General features: G+C 59.9%; 2 rRNA genes (1 of these 2 only partly in view). Both read right to left on the bottom strand.

What is annotated here, in order from left to right:
* Window positions 1-481: 481 nt before the first annotated feature.
* A 5S ribosomal RNA gene (rrf, locus tag AUL33_RS21265) occupies window positions 482-596 on the bottom strand.
* A 176-nt stretch (window positions 597-772) separates the two neighbouring features.
* Window positions 773-1,625 (bottom strand): 23S ribosomal RNA (locus AUL33_RS21260) (it continues 1,978 nt past the right edge of the window).

Below are 1,625 nucleotides of genomic sequence, written 5' to 3'. Positions count from 1 at the left end.
CCATTCCAACCTGGAAGAATTACATGCTGGATTGTCGGTAACCGGGACAGGAGTTGTTATCTTTGTTTGATCGCGCCAGGGCTGGCGCCGAGCGTGCGTTGCTCTGTCGTCCGCTGGGTTTTGGCCTGTCGGCGTCCCATTCTGCCGCTTGCAGGCCCGTCCTCGCGCCTGGCGGGCCTATCGGTTTTCGCGTGGGCTTGGTTTGGTGCTGCGTTGGGCTTTCACGACCGGCCGGGTCCTGCAGCTTATGGCCGGCGTCCCGCCTCGAGATACCCGCGATCTCGAGGCCGCGGCCAAGCTGAGCCAGCGCGGTCGGTTTCGCCGGCGTATCGCGCGCCGGTCATAGGCCTCAGCCCGCCGGCTCGGCTTCGACCATCTACGCTCGTGCCTTTGCCGTAGGCGAACTGCAAACGCCAAAACGCCCCGGCTTTGAGGGCCGGGGCGTTGGAGGGTGCGGGAAGAGAGTTGATGCGATTGGCAGACCTGGCAGCGACCGACTTTCCCGCGTCTTAAGACGAAGTATCATAGGCGCAGAGGCGTTTCACGGCCGAGTTCGGAATGGGATCGGGTGCGGCCGCCTCGCTAGAACCACCAGGTCGGCCAATTGCATCAAGGAAGCTGGATTTTCAAAAAGAGAATGAGAGCGTCGTTTGGGTTCACCCGTCACGGCCCGGCGCTTGGAAGCGCCGAGGAGACGGATGACCTCAATGGTCGTCGCGTCGGCAACAACGCTGGAGAGCGTTGTCGCGGCGACGAGCATTGGCGAATGAGAACGATCAAGCCAATCGGGCGATTAGTACCGGTCAGCTTCACAGGTTACCCCGCTTCCACATCCGGCCTATCAACGTGGTGGTCTTCCACGGCCCTGATAGGGAATACTCGTTTCCAGGTGGGTTTCCCGCTTAGATGCCTTCAGCGGTTATCCCGTCCATACATAGCTACCCTGCACTGCGGCTGGCGCCACAACAGGTCCACCAGAGGTATGTCCATCCCGGTCCTCTCGTACTAGGGACAGATCCTGTCAATATTCCTACACCCACGGCAGATAGGGACCGAACTGTCTCACGACGTTCTGAACCCAGCTCACGTACCGCTTTAATTGGCGAACAGCCAAACCCTTGGGACCTGCTCCAGCCCCAGGATGCGATGAGCCGACATCGAGGTGCCAAACAACCCCGTCGATATGGACTCTTGGGGGTCATCAGCCTGTTATCCCCGGCGTACCTTTTATCCGTTGAGCGATGGCCCTTCCACGCGGGACCACCGGATCACTATGACCGACTTTCGTCTCTGCTCGACTTGTCTGTCTCGCAGTCAGGCGGGCTTATGCCATTGCACTCGACGACCGATTTCCGACCGGTCTGAGCCCACCATCGCGCGCCTCCGTTACTCTTTGGGAGGCGACCGCCCCAGTCAAACTACCCACCATACACTGTCCCGGACCCGGATGACGGGCCGCGGTTAGACATCCATGACGATAAGGGTGGTATTTCAAGGATGGCTCCACGCAAGCTAGCGCCCACGCTTCAAAGCCTACCACCTATCCTACACATGCCGACACGAATGCCAGTGTAAAGCTATAGTAAAGGTGCACGGGGTCTTTCCGTCTGACCGCAGGAACCCCG

Source organism: Aureimonas sp. AU12, assembly GCF_001463705.1.
In the GTDB taxonomy this organism is placed as follows: Bacteria; Pseudomonadota; Alphaproteobacteria; order Rhizobiales; family Rhizobiaceae; genus Aureimonas.
The sequence above is the reverse complement of the archived record's forward strand: the minus strand, read 5'-3'. Positions and strand labels throughout refer to the sequence as shown.